We start from the raw sequence: 20,070 nt of genomic DNA, 5'->3' as shown, positions 1-20,070 counted from the left end.
CGGGTGGCGTCCCTTCGACGGGCTCGGGGACCGTGGGGGTGCGTCCCTTCGACGGGCTCAGGGACCGTGCGGGTGGCGTCCCTTCGACAGGCTCAGGGACCATATGGGTGGCGCCCCTTCGACAGGCTCACGGGACCGTGGGGTGGCGTCCCTTCGACAGGCTCAGGGACCGTGGGGTGGCGTCCTTTCGAAGGCTTAGGGACTGTGTGGGGTGCGTCCCTTCGACAGGCTCAGGGACCGTGTGCGAACGTCCCTTCGACAGGCTCACGGACCGCGTTGGGCTCGGTGACCGTGTCGGGCGCAGGGACCGGGGTGCGGACCGCGACGGCCCGGGGAGCAACGGGAGGGACCGCGCGAGCGGGCCTTGTCGCGCTGGCACCAGCGGGACTACCGTGAGCGCATGGCACGAGGCGACGTGTTTCCCATCATCAACTGCCGTGACCTCGCCGAGGCCCGCCGCTTCTACCTCACCGTCTTCGGCGCGGCGGAAACGTACCGCTTCCCTGAGGACGGCGAGGCCAGCTACCTCGTGCTCGGCATCGGCACGGGACAGGTGGGACTCGGCGACGGAACCGGGCCGGCGCTCTACGGCGACACGCCCCGACCGGCCACCGGCCACGCGGTCGACATCTGCCTCTACGTCGACGACCTCGCCGGAGTGGTCGACGCGGCACGGCAGTACGGCGCGCCCATCCCGGTCGAGCCCTCGGCGATGCCCTGGGGCGAGACCATCGCCTACATGCAGGACCCCGAGGGCACCATGCTGCTCGTCATTCAGGACGACGCCGACGACTAAGCAATCGTCGCCCGACCGCCCGACCAAGCGACCGGGCGAGCGAGCGAGCGGTCGCGAGCATTTCAGTCGAGCAGGAGGGCCGGCTCCTCGATCACGCTCGCGACATCGGCGAGGAAACGGCTCGCCACATCCCCGTCGACCACGCGGTGATCGAAGCTCGCACCCACCGTGGTCACGAAGCGCGGACGCACCTCGCCGTCCACCACCCACGGCTTCTGCTTGATGGTGCCGAGAGCGATGATCGCGACCTCGCCGGGGTTCAGGATCGGCGTGCCCGTATCCATCCCGAAGACACCGATGTTGGTCAGGGTGATCGTGCCATTCGCCATCTCCGCCGGCGACGTCTTGCCGTCCCGCGCGGTGAGGGTGAGCTGCTCGAGCGCCTGCGCGAGCTGCAACAGCGACATCGATTGCGCTTCCTTCACGTTCGGCACGATGAGGCCCCGCGGCGTGGCCGCCGCCACACCGAGGTTCACGTAGTGCCGAACGATGATCTCGCTGTCGGTCCAGCTCGAGTTCACCGTGGGGTTACGGCGCACCGCCCAGATGATGGCCTTCGCCATGATGAGCAGCGGCGACACCTTCACGCCCGCGAAGTCGGTCGAGTTCTTCAGTCGCTTCGTGAACTCCATGGTGCGGGTCGCGTCCACGTCGACGAACACGCTCACGTGCGGCGCCTGGAACGCGCTCGTCACCATGGCCTGCGCGATCGCCTTGCGCACGCCCTTCACCGGGATGCGTTCCTCCCGGTCCGCTGACCATTCCGGCGTCTGCAGGTTCTTGAAGACGCTGGCCTGCGACGCTTTGCGGATGACGTCGTCGCGAGTGATCTCGCCGAGGAGTCCGGTGGCGTCGACCTCGGCGAGGTTCACCTCGAGGTCCTTCGCGAGCTTGCGGATGGGCGGCTTGGCGATGATCGGGCCGACCGAGGCCGCCGCGGGAACCGACGTCGGGATCGGAGGGCGCCGGGTCGAGGCCGCCTGCGACGGGGCCGCCGACCCGGAGGCCGCATCCGTCCGGCGTCGCCGCGTGGTCGTCTCCGGCCGGTTGCCGTAGCCCACGAGCACGGCTCCGGATCCCTCGTCCTCGCGGGACACGCTGGCCGCGGTATCGGCCGCGGCCTGGTCGAGCTCGGCGGCGGATTCCTCATCCATCACCACCGCCTCGGTGGGCAGGGCCGACTGCGCCGGGGTCGCGGCGGGTGCCTGAACCTGCGCGCCCGCGTCGGACGAGATCGCGATGATCGCGGTGCCGACGTCGACGGTCTGGCCCTCCTGCACGAGGAGGTCGGACACCGTGCCGGCGAAGGGCGACGGCAGCTCGACGAGCGACTTCGCCGTCTCGATCTCCACGATCACCTGGTTCACCGCGATCTCGTCGCCCGGCTGCACGCGCCAGGACACGATCTCGGCCTCGGTCAGGCCCTCGCCGACGTCCGGCAGGTGAAAGTGTGAATCCGTCATCGCGACTCCCGGGGGAACTGTGGGTGGAATGGGGTGAGCTGGGCTGGTCGATCAATACGCGAGCGAGCGGTCCACCGCGTCGAGGATGCGATCGGCATCGGGGAGGTACAGCGTCTCGAGCTTCGCCGGCGGGAACGGCGCGTCGAAGCCGGACACCCGCAGCACAGGTGCCTGCAGCGAGTAGAACGCGCGCTCGGTGACCGTCGCGGCGATCTCCGACGCGATGCTCACGAAGCCGGGTGCCTCCTGCGCCACGACGAGACGACCGGTCTTGTGCACCGACTCGAGGATGGGGCCGTAGTCGATGGGCGAGAGCGACCGCAGGTCGATCACCTCGATGCTGGTGCCCTCCGCCGCGGCGACCTCGGCGGCCTGCAGCAGCACGCTGACCATGGCGCCGTGGGCCAGCACGGTGACCTCGGTACCGCTGCGGACCACCCGGCTGGCGTGCAGCGGAGCGGCGCTCGCGGCGAGGTCGACCTCCCCCTTCGGCCAGTACCTGCTCTTCGGTTCGAAGAACATGACCGGGTCGTTCGATCGCACGGCCTCCTGGATCATCCAGTAGGCGTCGTTCGGCGTGCTCGGGCTCACCAGACGGAGACCCGCGGTGTGGGCGAAGTACGCCTCGGGGCTCTCCTGGTGGTGCTCGATCGCGCCGATGTGACCGCCGTAGGGAACCCGGATGACCACGGGCATCTGCACCTGGCCCTCGTGCCGGTTCGTCATCTTGGCGAGTTGGCTGGTGATCTGGTCGAAGCCGGGATAGATGAAGCCGTCGAACTGGATCTCGCAGATCGGCCGGTAGCCGCGCATCGCCAGACCGATGGCGGAACCGATGATGCCGGACTCGGCGAGCGGGGTGTCGAGCACGCGGGTGCGGCCGAACTCCGCCTGCAGACCCTCGGTGATGCGGAAGACACCACCGAGCGCGCCGATGTCCTCCCCCATCAGCATGACCTTGCGGTCGTCCTGCATCGCCTTCCGCAATCCGGCGTTCAGCGCCTTCGCCATCGGCATCGTCGTCAGATCGGCCATGGTCAGTTCCCTCCGGCCGCGGGGTCGGCGTAGGTCGCCTCGTACCGTTCCAGCCACTCCTTCTGTTCAGCGAGCACCGGATGCGGCTCGGAGTAGACGGAATCGAACATCTTGTCCACGGACGGCGACGTCAACGTGAGCGTGCGGCGGCGGATGTCGGCGGCGAAGTCGGTGGCCTCCTCGCGCACCCCGGCGAAGAACGCGTCGTCCGCACCGAGGCCGCGCAGGTAGGCCTCGAGCCGGGCGATCGGGTCGCGCTCGATCCAGTACGCCAGGTCGTCGGAGTTGCGGTACTTGGTCGGGTCGTCGCTCGTGGTGTGCGCGCCGATGCGATAGGTGAGCGCCTCGATGAACCCCGGTCCGCGACCCGACCGGGCGTCGTCGAGGTATTTCGCCGTGACCGCGTAGCTGGCGAACACGTCGTTGCCGTCGACCTGCGTGCTGGGTACTCCGAATCCGCGGGACCGCTGATAGAGGGGAACACGGGACTGCGTGGAGACGGGCACCGAGATGGCCCAGTGGTTGTTCTGCAGGAAGAACACCTGAGGCGTCTGGTAGCTCGCGGCGAAGACGAACGCCTCGCTCACGTCACCCTGGCTCGTGGCACCGTCGCCGAAGTACACCAGCACGGCGGTGTCGGTGTCCGGGTTCCCCGTGCCGCACGCGCCGTCGAGATTCACGCCCATGGCGTATCCGGTGGCGTGCAGCGTCTGGGACCCGATGACGAGCGTGTAGAGGTGGAAGTTCGTCTCCGCGGGGTTCCAGCCGCCGTGGGTATGGCCGCGTAGCAGTTCGATGATGCCGAGCACGTCGACGCCCCGGATCATGGCGACCGCATGTTCGCGGTAGGCCGGGAAGATGTGGTCCTGGGCGCGGGTGGCCCGGGCGGAACCGACCTGCGCACCCTCCTGGCCGATGCTCGGCGGCCAGAGCGCAAGCTGGCCCTGGCGTTGCAGGTTGGTCGCCTCGACATCGAAGGCCCGGATCACCGACATGTCGGTGAAGAACTGCCGGTAGTCGTCTTCGGTGAGCCGCTCGAAGTAGGGGAGGAACTCCTCCGCGGATTCGCTGGGCTGCAGTGCGCCCTCTTTCGAGAGCAGTGACACCGTCGTTTCGGATTCCGCCATTCGACTAACCTACCGGCGCGCCGGGTGCTCCCCCGTGAGGGTCTGGACAATCTCCCCCGTGGCCTTTAGGAGTTTCCCGACAGACTCGGGCTCGCCGATGCTGATCCGGATGCCCTCCCCGGCGAACGCGCGCGCCACGATGCCGTGCTCGGTGAGCACGGCTGAGGCGCGTTCCGTGTCCGCTGCCGTGGGCAGCCAGACGAAGTTGGCCTGCGTCGCTGGAAGCCGCCAGCCCTGGTCGGAGAGCGCTTCCGTCACCCGCTCGCGCAACCGCACGATCTGCTCCACTCTGTCCAGCAGTTCCGGCTCTGCGGCGAGGGACGCGAGTGCCGCGACGGTGGCATGCGCGGTGACCGAGAGCGGTATGGCGGTGGAGCGGGCGGCGTTCAGCACGGCGGCAGGCCCCACCGCATAGCCCACCCGGAGCCCGGCGAGTCCGTAGGCCTTCGAGAAGGTGCGGAGCACCACGAGGTTCGCGTATCGCGCCAGCAGCGGGATGCCGTTCACGGCCGCAGGATCGCGCACGAATTCGATGTAGGCCTCGTCGAGCAGCACCAGCACGTCGGACGGCATGCGGCTCAGAAATGCCTCGAACCGGTCGGCCGTCACCACGGCGCCGGTCGGGTTGTTGGGGCTGCAGACGAGAAGCACCCGGGTGCGCGGCGTCACCGCCGCCGCCATCGCGTCGAGGTCGTGCGCCCCGTTCTCGGTGTTGGGTACCCGGACGCTCGTGGCCCCGGCCACCGTGACGAGACCCGGGTACGCCTCGAACGACCGCCAGGCGTACACGACCTCGTCGCCCGGTCCAGCCGCGGCGGAGATGAGCTGGGCGAGCAGCGACACCGACCCGGCACCGACGTGCACCTCGTCCTCGGTCACGCCGTGGCGGGCGGCGAGCGCGTGTCGCAGGGCGCTCGCGGCGGCATCCGGATACCGGTTGATGGACCGAACTCCATCGATGGCGGCGAGCACGCTCGGCAGCGGCTCGTACGCGTTCTCGTTGGAGGAGAGCTTGAATGCGTCCTCGGAGGCAGGATTGCCCTGGCGATAGGCGGGCAATGCGACGATCTCCGGCCTCAGTCGTACTGTCGGCACCTCCGGGTGGCTCACGACGACACAGTCTAGAGGGGCCGGGCCATCGTCATCCGGGCCGCTGTCGTCGTTCGGGCGATGCCGGAGGACGCCGGGGCGATGCCATAGTGGGAGCATGAAGTTCCTGATCTCGACGGTTGTCAACGCCCTGGCGCTGTGGCTCACCACCCAGATCGTCGCGGGCACGGGAGTGGTGCCGTATCCGCCCGGCGACACCCTCGCGACGGTGCTCACCTATCTGCTGCTCGGTCTGCTCTTCGGCGTCGTGAACGGCGTGATCGGCACCGCCATCAAGATCGTCGCGTTCCCGCTCTACATTCTCACTCTCGGCCTCATCGCCCTCATCGTGAACGGCCTGCTGTTCCTGCTCGTGGCCTGGATCTCCGACCTGCTCGGCTTCGGTCTCACGGTCGACGGCTTCTGGTGGGGAGTGCTGGGTGCGTTGCTCATGGCCATCTTCAGCTGGATCATCGGTCTGCTTCTCCGACCCCTCACCTCCCGTTCCCGCGCGCGGGACTGAGCCCGGAACCGGTGCCGAGTTCGGTGCCCGTACCGGCATCCGGGATCACCCGGTCGGCCCGCCAGTACGTCACCGACTCGGCAGTCGTCCCCTCGAGGAACGTCGCGACCCCCTCGCGGGACGCCACCAGTCGCGCCTCCTCGGAGGAGTCCATCAGTTCCGCGGTATGCCGGTAGTCCTCGAGCGCGTGAGCGGCGAAGACGGTGTCCGACGGCGCGCGGTCGGCATCCATCACCGAGCGCCGCACGACGAGCGGGTCGGCGGTCTCGTCACCCGCGGGCGGATGGCCGCCGAGGGCGGCGAGCACGTCCTCCGTGTGCTCCACGGTGACCACGGGAACGCCGTCGGGTGCGGCCGCCTGCCCCACCGGTGATCCCAGAGTCACCACCTGAGAGACCGTGAAGCCCCCGCGCTCCGTCACCTCGCGCGCCGCGACGCCACCGAGCGAGTAGCCCGTGATCAGGACCGGGTCGCGGGAGCCGATCCCGGCCTGCTTCATGGCGCTCTCCACGGCCCGCACCGCCCCGGCGTCCTGACCTGTCACCGCTCGCACGCTCGAGGTGGCGTCCCAGGGTTCCCGCCGGGAACGCATTGACGAATCGACCATGCCTCCGACATAGACCACGTATCGCGGCGTGCCTCCCGCGCCGGTGTACCGCTCGATGCGCACCTGGGCCCCGCCGGGCGATGCCGACGGTACCCGGGCGGCGAGGTCGCCGAACCCGCGCGGTGCGGCGACGCGCGGGGAGGGCGACGACCTCGCCCCGGCGTCTCCCACCCGGTGCACCCGCACGGGCGTCTCCCGCAGCACTCCCCAGCCCGCCGCACCGGCCATGAGCACCGCACCGGTCTCCGGCACGCCGAGGAGCCCGAGACCCTTCTCGCCCAGTACGGCGCGCGCGGAGGGCGGCACGTACACCGCGCCCATCCCGAAGTCGTCGATCGAAGAGACGCCGGTGCGCACGAGCCCCGCCACGAGGGCATTGTTGGTGACGCGCGGATTGGCGCGCAGCCAGTCGAGCAGCGCCGCTCCCGCCCGATCGGGGCCGCCCGCGGCGATGGTGACGCCCGCCGCCGCGCTGAGCAGGCCGAGAGCGATCGCCGGACCGTGCAGGGCGACGAGGCCGGGCAGCACCATCCCGGCGACGTACGCGGCGTCGGCACCGAGATCCCGCTGCACCCGAGACAGCGAGCGCTCGAGCGCGCCGTACCGCTCGGCCGACCGGCGGAGTCCCGCGGCCAGGTCTTCGCACTCGGCCGCCGCCTCGTCGATCGCCCCCGCCGCCCACAGCACGCTCTGCGTCACACGCGCGTCGATCTCCTCGCCGAACGGCCAGCCCGCGAGTCGCCGCCTGCAGTCGACGAGGTCCTGCCGCAGACGCTCCAACGCCTGCGCCTGCTCGAACAGGTCGTCCGTGGCGACGGCGGTGCTTCCGCCTCCACCGACGAGGAGCGTGTCGCTCACCGTGGCGCTCCCAGCCGTGCCAGAGCCACGCTCGCCGCCGATGCCCCGCCGGCCAACTCCCGGACGGCGCTCTCGAGGGTGTCGTCGAGGTGCAGCAATCGCTCCGTGTAGCGCCGGGACGCGAGGGACCGCCATTCACCGGCGTTCCGCGGGACCGTGCGACGGAGATCCGTCATCATCGCCATGAGGTGCCGGAGTGCGTCCCGCTGCTGCTCCAGCACCATGCGGTGGCGCGCAAGCACCGGATCCGCCCCTTCTACCGCCGTCACGCCGCCTCCTTCCGGTTCCCGCAACAGGGTGCCGCCGACGGGAAGCGACGAACTCCCGGATCGACCGATCCGGGGAACTCCCCGGCCCTCGACCACCTGTGCAGAAGCGGAGCCCGTTCTTGACAGAATGGGAAGCACGCCCGTCCCGGGTGGATCGACCGCGGCATGCCCCTCGCGACTAGGAGATCGATGTCCATGAGCCCGCTTCCCCCGCAGGTGCTGAGTCCTCTCGACGGCCGCTACTACCCCGCGGTGCGCGAGCTCGGCGAGCACCTCTCCGAAGCAGGACTCAATCGCGCCCGTGTGCACGTCGAGGTGGAATGGCTCATCTTCCTCACCGACCGCGAGCTGTTCGGGTCGGCGACGCTTCCCGCCGAGGCCCAGGCCGACCTCCGCCGGTTGGTGTCCGATTTCGGTCAGGCCGAGATCGACGAGTTGGCCTCGCTGGAGGCGACCACCCGGCACGATGTCAAGGCGGTCGAGTACCTCGTCCGCCGGAGGCTCACCGCCCTGGGGCTCGACGGCATCGCCGAGCTGACGCACTTCGCCTGCACGAGCGAGGACATCAACAACCTGTCCTACGCCCTCATCGTCGAGTCGGCGGTCCGCGACGTCTGGCTGCCCAAGGCTCGCACGGTGGTCGAGGCGCTGCGGGCCCGTGCCGTGGAGTTCCGGTCGGATGCGATGCTCTCCCGCACGCACGGCCAACCGGCAACCCCCACGACCCTCGGCAAGGAGCTCGCGGTGTTCGTGCACCGTCTCGAGCGCATCCTCGCCGCGGTCGACAGCACCGAGGTGCTCGGCAAGTTCAGCGGCGCCACCGGAACCTTCGCGGCGCACGTGGCCGCCGACGCGGATGTCGACTGGCCGGCGCTGTCGAGGGAGTTCGTGTCGTCGCTCGGACTGACCTGGAATCCGCTCACCACGCAGATCGAGTCGCACGACTGGCAGGCCGAACTGTACGGGCGGATCGCGCACGCGAACCGGGTGCTGCACAATCTGTGCACCGATGTGTGGACGTACATCTCGCTGGGCTACTTCCGGCAGATCCCGCAGGCGGGCGCCACCGGCTCGTCGACGATGCCGCACAAGATCAACCCGATCCGCTTCGAGAACGCCGAGGCCAACCTCGAGCTGTCGAGCGCGCTGCTCGACTCGCTGGCCGGCACCCTGGTGACCTCGCGTCTGCAGCGCGACCTGACCGACTCCACCAGTCAGCGGAACATCGGGGTGGCGTTCGGCCACTCGCTGCTCGCTCTCGACAACATCGCTCGCGGGCTCACCGAGATCGACGTGGATCGCGCGCTGCTCGCGGCGGACCTCGACGGCAACTGGGAGATTCTCGGCGAGGCGATCCAGACCGTCATCCGGGCCGAGATCGTGGCGGGTCGCAGCTCGATCGCCGATCCGTACGCCGTGCTGAAGGAGCTGACCCGCGGCAAGCGAATCTCGGGCGAGGACCTGCGCGAGTTCGTGTCCGGTCTCGACATCGGGAGCGACGCGAAGCGCCGCCTGCTCGAGCTGACGCCCGCGGGCTACGCCGGACTCGCCTCGGACCTCGTGGCCCACATCGAGCGCTGACGCGGCGCCGAGCGCACGCCCCCGGAGACGCGGCACGCTGCGGGCGGTGTGCAGCCCGAGGCGTGGTGTGCAGCCCGAGCCCGGCGTCAGTGTCCGGAGCGGTCCTGCTCGTCCAGGTCGGTGAGCTCCGAGCGGTTCGGCTTCATGGTGAGCGTGAGCATCGCCAGCACGACGAGCGAGGCGATGAAGACGATGCCGAGGAAGATGCCCGCCAGCACGAAGTCCCGGGTGCTCACGAGCACGACGACCCCCGTGAACAGGGCGAGCAGGAAGGAGAATCCGACCAGCTCGAGCGGCCGGAGGCGGTCCTTGCGACTGGGGGTTACCACGTTCAGTTCTCTCCTCGGGCAGGCACGGGCTTGACTGTTTCCCACTTCAGGGAGAGGGCGGCGATCATGAGGAACACTCCGAGAATGGCGCCGTAGACACCGAGCAGGCCCACGCCGAACACGGATGCGGTGACGACCCCGTCGATGCCACCGTCGGCACGGAAGGTCTGGGCGTAGTCGGGCGGAAGCACGAGGAAGACGATTCCGACCAGCGCGGTGAGCGCGCCGGATACGATCCAGTCGCGCGCAGCAGTGAGCCGTCGTCGTGTCGAGAGCCCGGCGTAGAGCTCGAGGAACCCGGTCACCACGGCCCAGACGCTCACCAGGTACAGATAGAACAGCAGACCGGCGGAGGAGGCGAGAAGCGCCACGACACCGACGCCCAGCGTGATCGCCGCCTGTCCGAGCAGCACGGTACGCGGTCGACCCGTCGGCATGGATGCCCTCGCCAGCACGCCCGTAGCCGCACCGGTGATGACGGCGAAGACACCGAAGGTGAGCAGACCGAAATCGGCGGAATGGCCGGTGGAGAAGGTCGTCACCGCGGCGAGCGCGAGCGCCGGGATGGCCCGGGCGAGTGGCACGCGCCAGTAGCTCATCCCGAGCGCGACGTGGTCCACGGACACGACACGACCTCTCCTCTTGCGAAGCCCTCAGCCTACCGGCTGTCTCCTGAACGGCCGCCCGAGCCCGGCCTCCCGGTGACTTTCCATGCATAAGGTATAGATTTGCACTTGTGTAAAATTGCAGATTCTGCAAAACTATAGAGGTGATGGTGGCGGGTTCATGCGAGGACGAGGCTCTGCGCGCCCGCCGCGTTCACCCTCGCCGACGTCGCAGATGACCAACTCCTCGTCAGCGTGGCCGCGCTGGTCCCGGACCATCTCGTCCGCCCTCGGCGAGGAGACATCGGCCGAGCGCCGCACCGAGGTGCTGCGTCGCCATCCCGAGCTCAGCCGTGCTCAGACCCCCGCCTCCTCGTACTCGAACAGCGGATCAGTGCGGTCGTCGCCGAACGCCTGCGGTCCCCCCGCACCTTCGACCCCGCCGAGATCGACATCGATTTCGCCGCTTCGATGCTCGTCATGCTGTGCGCCGGCCCGGTGCGGTCCGCTCTGCGTGCGCGGGCGCAGCACGGGCGCAGCCAGAGCGACGCTGTCTTCGTCTCCGCGGTGGAACTGCTTCTTCAGGTAATCAGAAAGGTCTCATGACAACCGCAACACCCGCTCGCCCGAGGGGCAAGCAGTCCGCCGACTCCACGCGGGGCATCGTCCTGCTCTTCGTGGGGCTCATGCTGTCGATGCTGCTCGCGTCCCTCAGCCAGACGGTGCTGAGCACCGCCCTCCCCACCGTCGTCGGTGAACTCAACGGCGTCGACCACATGCTGTGGGTGATGACGGCGTTCATCCTCGCGTCGACGATCATGATGCCGGTCTACGGCAAGCTCGGCGACCTCATCGGCCGCAAGGGCCTGATGCTCGCCGCGATCTCCCTCTTCGTGGCCGGGTCCGTGGTCGGTGCGCTCGCCGCGGACATGAACTGGCTCATCGTGGGCCGGGTCATCCAGGGCCTCGGCGGGGGCGGCCTGATGATCCTTTCCCAGGCGATCATCGCCGACGTCGTGCCCGCGCGCGAGCGCGGAAAGTACATGGGGATCATGGGCGCCGTCTTCGCCGTGTCATCGGTGGCCGGGCCGCTCCTCGGCGGCTGGTTCACCGAGGGCATCGGCTGGCGCTGGACCTTCTGGATCAACGTTCCCCTCGGGGTCCTGGCCCTCCTCGCGACCATCTTCTTCCTGCACCTGCCGAAGGGCACGACCAGTAGGCCGAAGATCGACGTGGCGGGCATGATCACCCTCGCGGTGACCACCACGGCCTTCATCCTGATCGCGTCGTGGGGCGGCAAGGACTTCCAGTGGACCTCACCCACCATCCTCGGGCTGATCGTCCTGACCCTCGTCGCCGCCGGAGCGTTCGTCATCATCGAGCGCCGCTCCGCAGAGCCGATCATCCCGCTGCACCTGTTCCGCAAGCGGAACTTCAACCTGACCACCGCCGCCGGCCTGCTCACCGGGATCGCGATGTTCGGTGCCATCGGCTACCTGCCCACCTACCTGCAGATGGCCTTCGGTGTGGACGCCACCCAGGCGGGCCTCCTGATGATTCCGATGATGGCAGGACTGCTCATCACCTCGGTCGTCGCCGGTGTCGTCGTCAGCAGGACTGGACGGTACAAGTGGATGCCGATCGTCGGTTCCCTCGTGGTCGCCCTCGGCCTGTTCCTTCTGTCGACGCTCCGCACGGACACCCCGCTGTGGATGCTGTGCGTGTACATCGCGGTGCTCGGAATCGGCCTCGGAACGAGCATGCAGATCCTCGTGCTCATCGTGCAGAACACCTTCCCCGTACGCGAGGTCGGCACGGCGACGGCCTCGAACAACTACTTCCGGCAGATCGGCGCCTCACTGGGCAGCGCGGTGGTCGGGAGCCTGTTCACCACGCGCCTCACCAGCATCCTGAGCGAACGCCTTCCCGCGACGCCCGGCACCGGCGAGAGCCCGTCGAACTCGCTCACGCCCGCCTCCGTGGCGGCGATGCCCGAAGAGATCCGCTCCATCATCACCACCGCGTACAACGAGGCGCTGACCCCGCTGTTCCTCTACATGGTGCCGCTCGCCCTGCTCGCGTTCGTCCTGCTGCTCTTCGTGCGCGAAGAGCCGCTCGCCACCTCGATCCAGCGCGACGTGCCCGCGGAAGCCCTCGGGGAGGGCAACCTGACCATCTCCTCCACCGACGCTCCCGCTGCGTCTCCCGCCGGCGACCGTTCCCTCGCACGGAGTGGCCGCTCCGGCTAGCCTCGTCCCACGGTGCTGCGGCCCCGCCACCCTGCGGGGTGCGGGGTCGCCGTGCGTCCACCATCACAACGAAGGAGTGCGCCATGAGAGCCGAACAGGTGACCGAGTCCGTGGCCTACCACGGTGAAGGGCCGGTCTGGTCCCCGAGCTGGGGCGGGCTGCGCTTCGTCGACATGCTGGCGGGTGACGTGCTCTCCCTCGCCGCCGATGGGTCGATCGCACGGCACTCCGTGGGCAGTGACATCGCCGCGGTCGTGCGACCGCGACAGGGCGGTGGCGCGGTGATCGGGATCGAGCGCGGGTTCGCGCTCGAGAACGCGGATGGGTCGATATCGGCGCTCCCCCCGGTGTGGAACGACTCTTCTATTCGTATGAACGAAGGGGCATGCGACCCCGACGGGCGCTTCTACTGCGGATCGATGGCGTACGACCAGGAGGAGGGTGCGAGTGCGCTGTACCGACTCGACCCCGACGGGTCGGTGCACACCATCCTCACCGGGGTGACCGTGTCCAACGGTCTCGACTGGAGCCCGGACGGGCGCCTCGCCTACTACAACGACACCGCCACGAAGCAGGTCGCCCTGTTCGACTACGACCGCGACGCGGGCCTGACCGGCCGGCGCACCTTCGTACGGATCGCGGACGAGGACGGCCGCCCCGACGGGCTCACCGCCGACTCCGCGGGCGGCGTCTGGGTCGCGCTGAACGGTGGCGGCCGCGTGCACCGGTACACGGCGGATGGCGTGCTCGACCAGGTGGTCGAGGTGCCCACTCCGCAGGTGACGGCGTGCACGCTGGGTGGGAGCGAGCTGACCGAGCTGTACATCACCACGTCGCAGGAGGGCATGGAGCCCGGGTCCGACCCGCTCGCCGGTGCCCTCTTCCGGGTGACGGTGCCCGTTCCGGGCAAGCCGGTGCTCGCGTTCGCCGGCTGAGCATTCCCGCCCTCACTTCCCCCCGCATCCGGTCCCGCCGAAACGCACTTGTCACACTCGCGAAACGGGCCCCGAACCTCCCGCTCCTAGCGTTGCGTCACGGGCCCGCTCGATCGAGCGGCATCCGGTGCTGAGGAGGCAGACATGACGCTCGAGAAGGACGCCGTTCGGACCGGATACGACCTGGTTGACCCGCACGGGTCGCTCTACAACGAGGACCTCGCGCCGCTTCCGCAATCCCGTCGACGCTGGGGATCATTCGAGATCTTCAACGTGTGGACCAATGACGTGCAGAGCCTCGCCGGCTACACCCTCGCAGCCAGCCTGTTCATCACCGCAGGCATCAGCGGGTGGTGGGTGTTCGCCGCGATCGTGCTCGCCGGCGTGTTCGTGATGTTCCTGGTGAACCTGTCGGGCACGCCCAGCGTCAAGTACGGCATCCCCTACCCCGTGATGGCGCGGACGAGCATGGGCATCCGCGGCGCCCAGTTCCCGGCGCTGGTGCGCGGAATCGTCGCGATCTTCTGGTACGGCGCGCAGACGTACTTCGCGTCGACCGCGGTGGCGCTCGCCCTCAACGCCATCCTCGGAACGCCGGGCGGAGGCACCTTCCTCGGGATGACGGCGGTCGACTGGGTTTCCTACGTGATCGTGTCGGCGATCCAGGTGGTGCTGTTCATCCGGGGCATCGACTGGATCGAGAAGTTCCTGAACTTCGCGGGCCCGGCCGTCTACGTCGTGATGATCGTGCTGCTCGCCTTCATCTGGATGCAGGCGGGTGACCGGCTACTCCCCGCCGTGGGCAGCATCTTCGACAACGACTCCGTGCAGGGCTGGGCGGCGGTGCTCGCGTTCGTCGGCGTCATTGGCACGATGATCGCCTACTTCTCCGCCGTGATCATCAACTTCGGCGATTTCGCCCGCTTCTCCCGCACCCAGAAGGGCATGCGGCGCGGTAACCTCCTGGGCCTCCCGGTGAGTCTCGCCTTCTTCACCTTCCTCTCCCTGTTCATCACGGCGGGCGCATACATCGTCTACCAGGGCGGCGAGGGCGAGCCGCTCACCAATCCGGCGGACATCGTGGCTTTGACGGGCAGCGTCCCGCTCACGGTGATCGCGGCGCTCACGTTCCTCGTCGCCACCATCGGCATCAACCTCGTCGCGAACTTCATTCCTCCGGCGTACGACCTCTCCAATCTGGCGCCGCAGCGGGTGAGCTTCCGCAAGGGCGGGTACATCGCCGCCGGAATCGCGTTCTTCATCGGAGCATTCTGGGTGTCGGTGATCAGCCAGGTGGGCCTGCCCGCGTTCGTCGACACGCTGGGAGCCGTGCTGGCCCCGCTGTACGGGATCATGATCGCCGACTACTACCTGCTGCGGAAGCAGCGCCTCGATGTGTCCGACCTGTACTCACCGGCGCAGACCGGCAAGTACTACTTCTCCCGCGGCTGGAACACCCGGGCGATTCTCGCCTTCCTGGTGGCGGCCATCTTCTCCGTGTCCGCCGTGTGGGTTCCGGCGCTCGCGGCTCTCAGTGGTTTCGCGTGGGTGATCGGTGCGCTGCTCGGCGGCGCGCTCCACCTGCTCGTCATGCGCACGCACGTCATCGAGTTCAGCGACTCGGACGCCTGACGACGGAACGCGCTGGTGAAGGAGGCGCCGTCGACGCCGCGAACGCCCGTCGCGTCAGGCGCCATCCTCGACGAGCTTGAGGCCGATCACGCAGCCGATCAGCCCGACGAGCAGCGCGATTTTCAGCCAGGACACGCTGGTGTCCCCCGTCACCATCGACCAGGTCACGGTGAGTGCCGCTCCGATGCCCACCCACACGGCGTAGGCGGTGCCGATCGGGATGCCGCGCATCGCGAACGCGAGGCCGGCCATGCTGAACGCCAGCGCAACCCCGAAGGTGACGCTCGGCCAGAGCTTGGTGAACCCCTCCGACTTGCCGAGGGCCGTGGCCCACACCGCTTCCAGCACACCGGAGAGGACGAGGACGATCCAGTACATGACACGGCTCCTTGGCCAGTCTTGTCGCAGTCCGGGTACTGAACCGTCGTCCGGGGCCGCGGATGCCGCGGGCCAGCCGTCAGTGTAGCAACGAGCGGGTCGGTGGAACCTGCGTCTAGCGATGCGCCTTCGCCCGGGGCTAGCGTTGCGCCATGGTGAGCGACGACGTGCTGAGCTGGCTGCTCGACTCCGATCCCGCACTGCGCTGGCAGGTCGAGCGCGACCTCGCGGGTGCTCCGGAGTCGGTATGGCGGGCGACACGCGCCCGCGTAGCGACGGAGGGCTTCGGTGCGCGGCTCCTCGCTCTTCAGGATGCCGACGGACAGTGGGCGGGCGGGGCGTACTTCCCCGCGGACTTCGACTTCGCCGGTCCGGAAGCCGCGGATGATGCTGGTCAACCGTGGACGGCGACGACCTGGTCGCTCAACTCCCTGAGGGAGTGGGGGGTCGACGCCGCGGTGCTCGGAGACACGGCCGAGCGCATCGCCGCGAACTCGAGGTGGGAGTACGACGACCTGCCCTACTGGGGCGGTGAGGTCGACTGCTGCATCAACGGGTACACGGTGGCGAACGGCACCTGGCTCGGCGCCGATGTCTCGGGGCTGACCTCGTGGCTCCTCGAGCACCGGATGTCCGACGGCGGGTGGAACTGCGAGTGGGTGGAGGGGTCCACCGTGTCGTCGTTCCACTCCACGCTCAACGTGCTCAAGGGGTTGCTCGTCGCGGAGTCCGGCACCGGGAGCTCGGACGACGTCCGCGATGCCCGGCGCGGCGGCGAGGAGTACCTGCTGAGCCGCCGCCTCTCCACGCGTCTCTCGACCGGCGAGCCGGTCGCGCCGTGGGTGTCGCGGTTCGCCTATCCGTTCCGCTGGTTCTACAGCGTGCTGAACGCGGCCGAGTACTTCCGCGATGCGGCCATGCTCGACGGCAGGTCGCCGGATCCGCGGATGGCCGATGCGATCGAGCAGATCCGTGGCGCCCGGCAACCGGATGGCACCTGGCTGCAGGAGCGGCGGCATCCTGGCCGGGTGTGGTTCGAGGTGGACGTGGACGTCGGCGAGCCGTCGAAGTGGTTGACCCTTTCCGCCACGCGCGTGCTGGACTGGTGGGACGCGGCGCAGCGGGGCGACTCGCGCTGACCCGTCCCGGGTTGCGGATGAGCTTCGGTGTCCGGTGTCCCCGCTACCGGCCGTCGTCCCGAACGGCGCGCACCGCATGCTGGGCGCCCGTGACCGCGGCGTCGAGGTCGCTGATCACCGAGAGAAAGTCCGCGCCCCTGTCCTGGAACGCGCGCGCCCGATCGAGCGACCCGGCGAACGCTCCGAAGCGCACCCCGGCAGCGTCCGCCGCGGCGGCGATCCGGTCGAGCGGATTCCCCGGCGACGTGTCGGCGAGGAGCGCATCGACCGTCGTGCCGAGCGCGAGGGACAGGTCGAACGGACCGACGAACAGCATGTCCACCCCGTCCACGGCGGCGATGTCCTCGACCTGATCGAGCGCCCCGACGGTCTCGATCATCGGCACGACGATGACGCCCGCGTTGGCCGCTTCGAGGTCGTCCGGTGCACCGAACGGGGTTCGGATCGGACCGAAACTTCGGCGTCCGAGGGGTGGGAAGCGGGCCGCTTCCACCGCTCGCCGGGCGTCGTCGACGCTGTCGACCATCGGGACGATGATTCCGGCGGCTCCGGCGTCGAGGGCCCGGCCGATGAGACCGAAGTCGAGGGCACGGGGGCGCACGTACATCCGGGTGGCATCGGCCCCCGGCGTCCAGTGCACGAGGTCGAGCACGGTGAGCACCGAGTCGTCGTTCCACCGACCGTGCTGGGCGTCGATGCACACCCAGTCGAGCCCGGATGCGGCGAGGCCCGCAACGATCGGACCTGATCCGGCGAAACTGAACGCCCCGTACTCGATTCGCCCGCTCATACCGGAACCGTACGCCCGGTGGCGCGCTCCCGCGCGCGCCGAGATCGGTCGCCGCAACCTTCGGACATCAGGCCGCGACGGCGTCGCTCCGGGCGAACAGTGCGGCTAGTGCCCGGGGGGCATGTCCACGAAGCGCGAGAAGTGACCGTGGAAACCGACCGTGATGGTGCCCGTCGGCCCGTTGCGGTGCTTGGCGACGATGAAGTCCGCCTCACCGGCCCGCGGGTTCTCCTTCTCGTAGGCGCTCTCCCGGTGCAGCAGGATCACCATGTCGGCGTCCTGCTCGAGCGAGCCCGACTCCCGGAGGTCGGAAATGGCGGGCATCTTGTCGGCGCGCTGCTCCGGTCCTCGGTTCAGCTGCGACAGGGCGATGACCGGCACCTGGAGCTCCTTCGCCATCAGCTTCAGTGCACGAGAGAACTCGCTGACCTCCTGCTGGCGGGACTCGACGCGCTTGCCGCTCGTCATGAGCTGCAGGTAGTCGATGACGACCAACTTCAGCCCGACCTTCTGCTTGAGCCTGCGGCACTTGGCCCGGATCTCGACGAGCGTCATGTTGGGACTGTCGTCGATGTAGAGCGGGGCGTCGTTGATGCGGCCGCGCGTCTGCGCGATGGTGGTCCAGTCGCGGGCGTCGACCGTGCCCTTGCGCATGTTCTGCAGCGGAATGGATGCCTCGGCGCTCATCAGCCGCATCGCGATCTCGCTGCGGCCCATCTCGAGGGAGAAGAAGATCGACGGCATGTCGTGGCCGATGGACGCTGCGCGGGCGAGGTCGAGCGCGAGCGTCGACTTACCGAGAGCCGGGCGCGCGGCCACGATGATCAGTTGGCCGGGATGGAAGCCGTTCGTCAGCTGGTCGAGGTCGGCGAAACCGGTGGGAACACCGGTCATCTGCCCGTCCTTGCCGGCTGCCGCCTCGATCTCGTCGATGGCTGCGGTCACGGCGTCGGTCAGCGGTACGTAGTCCTCGGCCTCGACTCCGCCGGTCACCCCGTAGATCTCGGCCTGCGCGTAGTTGACGAGGTCCACGACCTCGCCCTCGCTGGCGTAGCCCATCTGCACGATGCGGGTGCCGGCCTCGACGAGGCGTCGGAGCACGGCCTTCTCGGCGACGATCGACGCGTAGAAGCCGGCATTGGCGGCGGTCGGCACCACGCTCGTGAGCGTGTGCAAGTAGTCGGCGCCGCCGGCTCGGGCCAGGTCGCCCGTCTTCGTGAGCTCGTCGGTGACGGCGATGACGTCGGTGGGCTCGCCGTGGGAGTACAGCGAGAGGATCGCGTCGAAGATGATCTCGTGCTTGGGGATGTAGAAGTCGATCGCCCGCACCGACTCGACGGCGTCGGCTACCGCGTCCTTGCTGAGCAGCATTCCGCCGATGGTGCTCTGCTCGGCGAGAAGATCGTGCGGTGGCGTGCGCTCCGGCCCCGACCGCCGTTCCGCGCCCTGACTTTCCGAGGCGAGACCGAGATGAGCAATGGACACGCGGGCCGTTCCTTCCGTTGTTTCGAGGGGCAGATATTCGAGCCTCACTGCTGTCTAACAGCTACCCCCGACAGCCACCCGCCGGTGCGTCCTGCCCGAGCTGGAGTGCCTCTCGAAGGGACGCTGCCCCACCCTAGGGATCGGCCGAGGTCCCGACCAAATGGCCCTGTGGACACGGCTGTGAGTAACTTTGGCGACACGCCGCCGTTCGTGTGCAAAGCATGTGGATAGATCTGTGCACAACAGAACAATTCTCGCTCTGAATACGCCTCTGACCGGCACCCGAAGTTTCCCCCACCTGTGTGTAGAAACAAGCTTGCAGCGATGGTTGAAGGTTGGGATAACCGTGCCGGGCCTGTGCACAAATCTTGTGTTTCCCCGCCCGTTAACGCCGAATAGCGGTGGGTTTCCCCACCGCTATTCGACTTGCGGAACGTGCTACTTGGCTGCTACGACCTGCAGGGTGATCGTCGCCACGAGCTCGTCGCGGAGGCGGATCGTCGCCTCGTGCGTGCCCGTCAGCTTGATCGCGTTCGCGATCTCGATCTTGCGTCGGTCGAGCGTGCCCACTCCGGCCGCGGAGACCGCGTCGGCGATGTCGCTCGTCTTGACCGAACCGAACAGGCGACCGCCCTGGCCGGCCTTGACGGCGAGCTTGATCGGTCGGGCCTCGAGCTTCGCCTTGAGGTCCTGCGCCTCTTCGATCGTCGCAAGCTCGCGAGCGGTGCGGGCCGCCCGGATCTGCTCGACCTGCTTCTCGCCACCGCGGGACCACGCAACAGCGAAGCCCTGGGGGATGAGGTAGTTGCGGGCGTAGCCGTTCTTGACGTCGATGACGTCTCCGGCCGAACCGAGTCCGGAGACCTCGTTCGTGAGAATCAGTTTGGACATTGCACTAACCCCTAACGGCCTGAGCCTGCGTAGGGAAGCAGTGCCATCTCACGCGCGTTCTTGACTGCGCGGGCGATGAGACGCTGCTCCTGCACGGAGACACCGGTGATGCGGCGGGCGCGGATCTTTCCGCGCTCGGAAACGAACTTGCGAAGCGTGGCGACATCCTTGTAGTCGATGACACCGACGCGAACTGACTTTGCCGGGGCGGCGTTCTTGCCGTCCTTACCCTTTCGGATCGGCTTGCGGCGGTCGCCGCTGCTCTTTCCTGCCATGATGAGTCTTTCTT

At 68.6% G+C, this 20,070-nt stretch carries 21 protein-coding genes and 1 riboswitch; of the genes, 7 read left to right on the top strand and 14 right to left on the bottom strand.

Annotated features, from left to right (window positions below; translation table 11 throughout):
- Positions 1–400 precede the first annotated feature (400 nt).
- Entirely contained in the window at positions 401–796 is a 396-nt protein-coding gene (locus EY822_RS05775; protein ID WP_150307398.1) for a VOC family protein, read from the top strand.
- Positions 797–858: 62 nt separating this feature from the next.
- Here the strand turns inward: EY822_RS05775 and EY822_RS05770 are convergent, their stop codons facing one another.
- From EY822_RS05770 to EY822_RS05755, 4 genes are read right to left on the bottom strand one after another with little or no spacing between them, the layout of a single operon-like run.
- Positions 859–2,259: a dihydrolipoamide acetyltransferase family protein gene (locus tag EY822_RS05770; RefSeq protein WP_150307397.1), complete on the bottom strand. Its 1,401-nt coding sequence runs from the start codon at positions 2,257–2,259 to the stop codon at positions 859–861.
- Between the two features lie 51 nt (positions 2,260–2,310).
- Positions 2,311–3,294, bottom strand: a complete 984-nt coding sequence (locus EY822_RS05765; RefSeq protein WP_150307396.1) for an alpha-ketoacid dehydrogenase subunit beta — start codon at positions 3,292–3,294, stop codon at positions 2,311–2,313.
- A gap of 2 nt (positions 3,295–3,296) precedes the next feature.
- The gene (locus EY822_RS05760; protein WP_150307395.1) at positions 3,297–4,421 is read right to left on the bottom strand and encodes a thiamine pyrophosphate-dependent dehydrogenase E1 component subunit alpha; all 1,125 of its coding nucleotides are present in this window, start codon (positions 4,419–4,421) and stop codon (positions 3,297–3,299) included.
- Between the two features lie 9 nt (positions 4,422–4,430).
- A complete protein-coding gene (locus EY822_RS05755) occupies positions 4,431–5,531 on the bottom strand; it encodes a histidinol-phosphate transaminase (protein ID WP_227497055.1) in 1,101 nt (366 codons plus the stop codon).
- A 97-nt stretch (positions 5,532–5,628) separates the two neighbouring features.
- On the opposite strand from EY822_RS05755, the gene EY822_RS05750 reads away from it, so the two are divergent.
- Complete coding sequence (locus EY822_RS05750) at positions 5,629–6,033, top strand: phage holin family protein (RefSeq protein ID WP_150307393.1); 405 nt, start codon at positions 5,629–5,631, stop codon at positions 6,031–6,033.
- Here EY822_RS05750 and EY822_RS05745 read toward each other — a convergent pair.
- Positions 6,005–7,498 (bottom strand): alpha/beta hydrolase family protein, encoded by a 1,494-nt coding sequence (locus EY822_RS05745; protein ID WP_150307392.1) that lies wholly within the window; start codon positions 7,496–7,498, stop codon positions 6,005–6,007. The two genes, EY822_RS05750 and EY822_RS05745, sit on opposite strands and share 29 nt — an antisense overlap.
- A complete protein-coding gene (locus EY822_RS05740; RefSeq protein ID WP_150307391.1) occupies positions 7,495–7,767 on the bottom strand; it encodes a hypothetical protein in 273 nt (90 codons plus the stop codon). The genes EY822_RS05745 and EY822_RS05740 overlap by 4 nt, the downstream gene beginning before the upstream one ends.
- Positions 7,768–7,962: 195 nt before the next feature.
- On the opposite strand from EY822_RS05740, the gene purB reads away from it, so the two are divergent.
- Positions 7,963–9,348, top strand: a complete 1,386-nt coding sequence (purB, locus tag EY822_RS05735; protein ID WP_150307390.1) for an adenylosuccinate lyase — start codon at positions 7,963–7,965, stop codon at positions 9,346–9,348.
- Between the two features lie 86 nt (positions 9,349–9,434).
- Here the strand turns inward: purB and EY822_RS05730 are convergent, their stop codons facing one another.
- From EY822_RS05730 to EY822_RS15335, 3 genes are all read right to left on the bottom strand, one after another.
- Positions 9,435–9,677: a hypothetical protein gene (locus tag EY822_RS05730; protein WP_150307389.1), complete on the bottom strand. Its 243-nt coding sequence runs from the start codon at positions 9,675–9,677 to the stop codon at positions 9,435–9,437.
- 2 nt (positions 9,678–9,679) lie between these two features.
- Entirely contained in the window at positions 9,680–10,303 is a 624-nt protein-coding gene (locus EY822_RS05725) for a DUF308 domain-containing protein (protein ID WP_227497054.1), read from the bottom strand.
- Between the two features lie 336 nt (positions 10,304–10,639).
- Entirely contained in the window at positions 10,640–10,813 is a 174-nt protein-coding gene (locus EY822_RS15335; protein WP_227497053.1) for a hypothetical protein, read from the bottom strand.
- Between the two features lie 71 nt (positions 10,814–10,884).
- Between EY822_RS15335 and EY822_RS05720 the strand changes: the two genes are divergently transcribed.
- From EY822_RS05720 to EY822_RS05710, 3 genes are all read left to right on the top strand, one after another.
- The gene (locus tag EY822_RS05720) at positions 10,885–12,531 is read left to right on the top strand and encodes an MDR family MFS transporter (protein ID WP_150307388.1); all 1,647 of its coding nucleotides are present in this window, start codon (positions 10,885–10,887) and stop codon (positions 12,529–12,531) included.
- Positions 12,532–12,614: 83 nt separating this feature from the next.
- Positions 12,615–13,466, top strand: a complete 852-nt coding sequence (locus EY822_RS05715) for an SMP-30/gluconolactonase/LRE family protein (protein ID WP_150307387.1) — start codon at positions 12,615–12,617, stop codon at positions 13,464–13,466.
- 144 nt (positions 13,467–13,610) lie between these two features.
- On the top strand, positions 13,611–15,098 hold the full coding sequence (locus EY822_RS05710) for an NCS1 family nucleobase:cation symporter-1 (protein WP_150307386.1): 1,488 nt from the start codon (positions 13,611–13,613) through the stop codon (positions 15,096–15,098).
- Positions 15,099–15,152: 54 nt separating this feature from the next.
- On the opposite strand, the gene EY822_RS05705 is transcribed toward EY822_RS05710, so the two are convergent.
- The gene (locus EY822_RS05705; protein ID WP_150307385.1) at positions 15,153–15,476 is read right to left on the bottom strand and encodes a DMT family transporter; all 324 of its coding nucleotides are present in this window, start codon (positions 15,474–15,476) and stop codon (positions 15,153–15,155) included.
- Positions 15,477–15,486: 10 nt separating this feature from the next.
- A riboswitch (guanidine-III (ykkC-III) riboswitch) is annotated at positions 15,487–15,552 on the bottom strand.
- A 76-nt stretch (positions 15,553–15,628) separates the two neighbouring features.
- Between EY822_RS05705 and EY822_RS05700 the strand changes: the two genes are divergently transcribed.
- Positions 15,629–16,615: a squalene cyclase gene (locus EY822_RS05700; protein ID WP_150307384.1), complete on the top strand. Its 987-nt coding sequence runs from the start codon at positions 15,629–15,631 to the stop codon at positions 16,613–16,615.
- A gap of 43 nt (positions 16,616–16,658) precedes the next feature.
- Here the strand turns inward: EY822_RS05700 and EY822_RS05695 are convergent, their stop codons facing one another.
- The 4 genes from EY822_RS05695 to rpsR form a co-directional block, all read right to left on the bottom strand.
- Positions 16,659–17,405, bottom strand: coding sequence for an HpcH/HpaI aldolase family protein (locus EY822_RS05695; protein ID WP_150307383.1), 747 nt, complete (start codon positions 17,403–17,405; stop codon positions 16,659–16,661).
- Positions 17,406–17,510: 105 nt separating this feature from the next.
- Positions 17,511–18,890 carry a replicative DNA helicase gene (gene dnaB / locus EY822_RS05690; RefSeq protein WP_150307382.1) on the bottom strand — a complete coding sequence of 460 codons (1,380 nt, stop codon included), beginning with the start codon at positions 18,888–18,890 and terminating at the stop codon, positions 17,511–17,513.
- Positions 18,891–19,328: 438 nt separating this feature from the next.
- Positions 19,329–19,781, bottom strand: a complete 453-nt coding sequence (gene rplI, locus EY822_RS05685; protein WP_150307381.1) for a 50S ribosomal protein L9 — start codon at positions 19,779–19,781, stop codon at positions 19,329–19,331.
- Between the two features lie 11 nt (positions 19,782–19,792).
- Positions 19,793–20,056: a 30S ribosomal protein S18 gene (gene rpsR, locus EY822_RS05680; protein ID WP_150307380.1), complete on the bottom strand. Its 264-nt coding sequence runs from the start codon at positions 20,054–20,056 to the stop codon at positions 19,793–19,795.
- Positions 20,057–20,070 lie beyond the last annotated feature (14 nt).

It is taken from the genome of Planctomonas psychrotolerans (assembly GCF_008642235.1).
GTDB classification, from domain to species: domain Bacteria; phylum Actinomycetota; class Actinomycetes; order Actinomycetales; family Microbacteriaceae; genus Planctomonas; species Planctomonas psychrotolerans.
This window is presented reverse-complemented; position numbering and strand designations above follow the sequence as displayed.